Below are 4,351 nucleotides of genomic sequence, written 5' to 3'. Positions count from 1 at the left end.
ATTGCGGGCTTTTTGCTTTTCGGCAGAAAGTTATCTGTCACCCCACAGAACGCGGTTGCCTGTCGATCCTCATCAAAATACGTCTTAACGTGACTTCAAACTCATTCATATTGATATGATCAATATCTTTCCCCACCACAATGTTCTCTGCAATATCCTGCATCGTCGGCCAGCGTGTTTTATAATCCGCGTAAATTGCAATAGCCGGTGTATTGTAAGCACTGGCCATATGCAATATTGATGTGTCCGGTGTGATAGCCAGAAAAGCGTCTTTAATAATGCTCGCCGATCGCATCAGTGTAGGGGGTAATGTTAATCGATAAACATTACGGCGCGATTCCACGAGTTTTTCCGCACTCTCAATACCTTTGGGGCCGTGCACAATGACAATCGGCATATCACATACACGTTGAATTATCGCAATCAGATTCTGCGCAACAGCGTATGAAAACGTTCTCGCCGCAATGCTGCCTTCTAAATTCATGGCGATATATGGCCCCAACGCCCCCATCTCTTTACGCACTTCTGTGATGGACTCAGTGCTTAGCGGAAATTCATATTTCGCAGCAACAGCGGGAAAACCCGCGTCTCTCATTAGCGTCGCCCAGGTCATAGGGACAGGCGCGCGAAGATGCTGATCCATTCTTGAGGCTATCTTGCATGATGGGGAATAACATTTCTGAGTTAGCCCCACGACCTGAAAGTTAGTTCCAGCTTTTAGCGTGCGGATAAAAACCATAGTTTTGAAGTTCTTTTTCCGCATTGCTTCGATGCAAAGGTCGGGCGTACCATATTGCTCTTTTATTGCCGTCGCGAGTTTTTTTATTTCAGCAATCGTGGCGTGGTCCTGCATCGTCATCGTTGTGACAGTTAACTTTGTGTTATTTAATGTCAAAGCCTCAAATACAGGTTTATTAAGCGTGGATGACACAATTAGCAGATGTGCTATGGGTTGTTGTTCCAGTGCGCGAATCAGAGGATAAATCGCCATGGCATCCCCAATCTGGTCGGGAATGTGAATAACAACAAATTTCACATCATTAATATGAATGCTTTTGGCATTATAATCATAAAAACTAAATATGATATTCCTGAACATCGTTAGTAATGGCATTGAGTGGCGACAACTCCCTGTCGAATGAAATATTACATTTCGCCGCAGTCTATCAGATCTATCACCATCGACTTCATCGTTCTGCGCATCGTTTTGTGAACCCTTTTGAAAAAATGAATAATTTTAGTGCGTAACTAAGTGTAATCTTACCGTTACATAAAAATTCAGTACATAAAACCATTCCCCTGGTGCGTCAGTCGCGGTAGTCTCATAAGAACCAGTTATGAACTGGCGCAATGTGTACAATTTTATTTACGAATATAAGAAAAAGACGGTACAGACAGGATAACTATGGATTCCACCCTCACCTCCACGTGTCTTCAGGAGAAAACACCTTCACTTAGCCGCGCCCGACGCGCCGCACTCGGCAGTTTTGCCGGAGCCGTCGTCGACTGGTACGATTTTCTGCTTTATGGCATTACCGCCGCGCTGGTGTTCAACCGAGAATTCTTTCCGCAGGTTAGCCCGGCGATGGGCACGCTGGCCGCTTTCGCGACCTTCGGCGTTGGATTCCTGTTTCGCCCACTCGGCGGAGTGATCTTTGGTCATTTCGGCGATCGTCTTGGCCGTAAACGTATGCTGATGCTGACCGTCTGGATGATGGGCGGCGCGACGGCGTTAATCGGCCTGCTGCCCTCCTTTGCGTCGGCAGGATGGTGGGCGCCCGCATTGCTGGTCACGCTGCGCGCTATCCAGGGGTTTGCCGTTGGCGGTGAATGGGGCGGCGCGGCACTGCTCTCGGTAGAGAGCGCGCCAGAGAATAAAAAAGCGTTCTACAGCAGCGGCGTGCAGGTGGGTTATGGCGTAGGGCTGCTGCTTTCCACCGGGCTGGTTTCGCTTATCAGCATGCTCACCACTGACGAACAGTTCCTGACCTGGGGCTGGCGCATTCCTTTCCTGTTTAGCGTTGTACTGGTGCTTGGCGCGTTATGGGTCCGTAACGGAATGGAAGAGTCCGAGGAATTCGAACAGCAGCAGCAAACGCCGCCAGTCAAACAACGCCTGCCGGTTATGGAAGCGCTGGTTCGTCATCCTGGCGCTTTCCTGAAGATTATCGGTTTACGCCTGTGCGAACTGTTGACCATGTACATCGTCACTGCCTTCGCCCTCAATTACTCAACGCAAAATCTCGGGCTGCCCCGCGAACTGTTCCTCAACATCGGTTTGCTGGTCGGTGGCGTAAGCTGTCTCACTATCCCCTTCTTTGCCTGGCTCGCCGATCGCTTCGGCCGACGCCGTGTTTACATTATTGGTGCATTAACCGGCACACTTAGCGCCTTCCCCTTCTTCATGGCACTGGAGGCGCAATCCCTGTTCTGGATAGTGTTCTTCGCCATCATGCTGGCTAACGTCGCGCATGACATGGTGGTATGCGTTCAGCAACCCATGTTCACCGGGATGTTTGGCGCCGGCTATCGTTACAGCGGCGCCGGTGTCGGTTATCAGGTCGCAAGCGTGGTTGGCGGGGGATTCACACCGTTCATCGCCGCAGCACTGGTCACCTTCTCGGGTGGCGACTGGCACAGCGTAGCCATTTACCTGCTGGCTGGCTGCCTGATATCCGCAGCCACTGCCCTGCTGATGAAGGATAAGCCGCAGGCCTGAGCATCTTGCTTAAAGGTTAATCAGTTGTGACAAAGGCGTCTTCTGACGCTTTTGTTTCATCTGAGGCTGACATACTATCGAAAAACGCCGCAGACCTGACACAAGGAGCGAAGGATGAATACTACGAGCGCAAGCCTGACGCCTGAACAAGCCCTGGAAAAACTTCAGGCACTGTATGACCAGTCGGTCACCGCCCTGCGTAATGCCATTTCCGTGTACATTGATAATCATTCGCTGCCTGATGCCAAAGCACGCGCCGAGGGGCTTTTTGTCTACCCCCAGCTCTCGGTTTCATGGAGCGGAAACGCGCACAAAGCACAGAAAACGCGCGCCTTTGGCCGCTTTACCCACTCCGGGTGTTACACCACCACCATCACGCATCCCACCTTGTTCCGTCCTTACCTGCTGGAACAGCTCACGTTGCTGCATGAAGATTATGATGCACACATTGAGGTGGGCCTGTCGCAGCATGAGATCCCCTATCCGTACGTGATCGACGGTTTAATGCTCGACCGTTCCATGAGTGCCGACCTGACGCGCTTTTTCCCCACCACGGAGCTGGCGCAAATTGGCGATGAAACAGCGGATGGCATTTTCCATCCCACTGAGTTCTATCCGCTTTCGCACTTTGACGCGCGCCGTGTGGATTTCTCGCTCGCCCGGCTGCGTCACTACACTGGCACGCCGGTAGAACATTTCCAGCCATTTGTATTGTTCACCAACTACACCCGTTATGTGGATGAGTTTGTCCGTTGGGGCTGTAGCCAGATTCTCGACCCGGAAAGCCCGTATATTGCGCTTTCCTGCGCCGGGGGAATTTGGATCACTGCGGATACGGAAGCGCCGGAACAAGCGATTTCCGATTTGGCCTGGAAAAAACATCAGATGCCAGCGTGGCACCTCATCACCGCTGACGGCCAGGGGATCACGCTGATTAACATCGGCGTAGGCCCGTCGAACGCCAAAAACATCTGTGACCATCTTGCGGTATTGCGTCCGGATGTCTGGCTGATGATTGGCCACTGCGGCGGTCTGCGCGAAAGCCAGACCATTGGCGACTACGTTCTGGCGCACGCTTATCTTCGCGACGACCACGTGCTGGATGCGGTGCTGCCGCCTGACATTCCCATACCAAGCATTGCCGAGGTGCAACGTGCCCTCTATGACGCCACCAAGCAGGTCAGCGGTATGCCAGGCGAAGAGGTTAAACAACGTCTGCGCACCGGCACCGTGGTGACGACGGACGATCGTAACTGGGAGTTGCGCTATTCGGCTTCCGCGCTGCGATTCAACCTCAGTCGCGCCGTGGCGATTGATATGGAAAGCGCCACTATCGCAGCCCAGGGTTATCGCTTCCGCGTACCTTACGGCACCCTGTTGTGCGTCTCTGACAAACCGCTGCATGGCGAAATTAAACTGCCGGGCCAGGCAAACCGTTTCTATGAAGGGGCGATTTCCGAGCACTTGCAGATTGGCATTCGCGCAATTGACCTGCTGCGTGCCGAAGGTGACAAGCTGCATTCGCGTAAGCTAAGAACCTTTAACGAGCCACCATTCCGGTGATAAGGCGATAAACGGGCCGCCACGGCCCGTTTTTTTTACTGAACGCAGAAAAGCAAAAAGCCCGCTAAA

General features: G+C 52.4%; 3 protein-coding genes. 2 read left to right on the top strand and 1 reads right to left on the bottom strand.

Features of this window, described 5'->3' with window-relative positions; all coding sequences use genetic code 11:
* Nucleotides 1-37: 37 nt before the first annotated feature.
* A complete protein-coding gene (locus NMC31_RS25855) occupies nucleotides 38-1,114 on the bottom strand; it encodes a glycosyltransferase family 9 protein (protein ID WP_253899392.1) in 1,077 nt (358 codons plus the stop codon).
* 291 nt (nucleotides 1,115-1,405) lie between these two features.
* On the opposite strand from NMC31_RS25855, the gene shiA reads away from it, so the two are divergent.
* Both shiA and NMC31_RS25845 read left to right on the top strand, forming a co-directional pair.
* On the top strand, nucleotides 1,406-2,719 hold the full coding sequence (shiA, locus tag NMC31_RS25850) for a shikimate transporter (protein ID WP_253899391.1): 1,314 nt from the start codon (nucleotides 1,406-1,408) through the stop codon (nucleotides 2,717-2,719).
* Between the two features lie 114 nt (nucleotides 2,720-2,833).
* Nucleotides 2,834-4,282, top strand: coding sequence for an AMP nucleosidase (locus NMC31_RS25845; protein ID WP_149462296.1), 1,449 nt, complete (start codon nucleotides 2,834-2,836; stop codon nucleotides 4,280-4,282).
* Nucleotides 4,283-4,351: the final 69 nt, after the last annotated feature.

The sequence above is a fragment of the Pseudocitrobacter vendiensis genome (assembly GCF_943590815.1).
In the GTDB taxonomy this organism is placed as follows: Bacteria; Pseudomonadota; Gammaproteobacteria; order Enterobacterales; family Enterobacteriaceae; genus Pseudocitrobacter; species Pseudocitrobacter vendiensis.
The sequence above is the reverse complement of the archived record's forward strand: the minus strand, read 5'-3'. Positions and strand labels throughout refer to the sequence as shown.

Bases quoted from the DNA above. Each gene is read 5' to 3' on its own strand.
- NMC31_RS25855 (WP_253899392.1), bottom strand. From the start codon at position 1,114: ATGCCATTACTAACGATGTTCAGGAATATCATATTTAGTTTTTATGAT.
- shiA (WP_253899391.1), top strand. From the start codon at position 1,406: ATGGATTCCACCCTCACCTCCACGTGTCTTCAGGAGAAAACACCTTCA.
- NMC31_RS25845 (WP_149462296.1), top strand. From the start codon at position 2,834: ATGAATACTACGAGCGCAAGCCTGACGCCTGAACAAGCCCTGGAAAAA.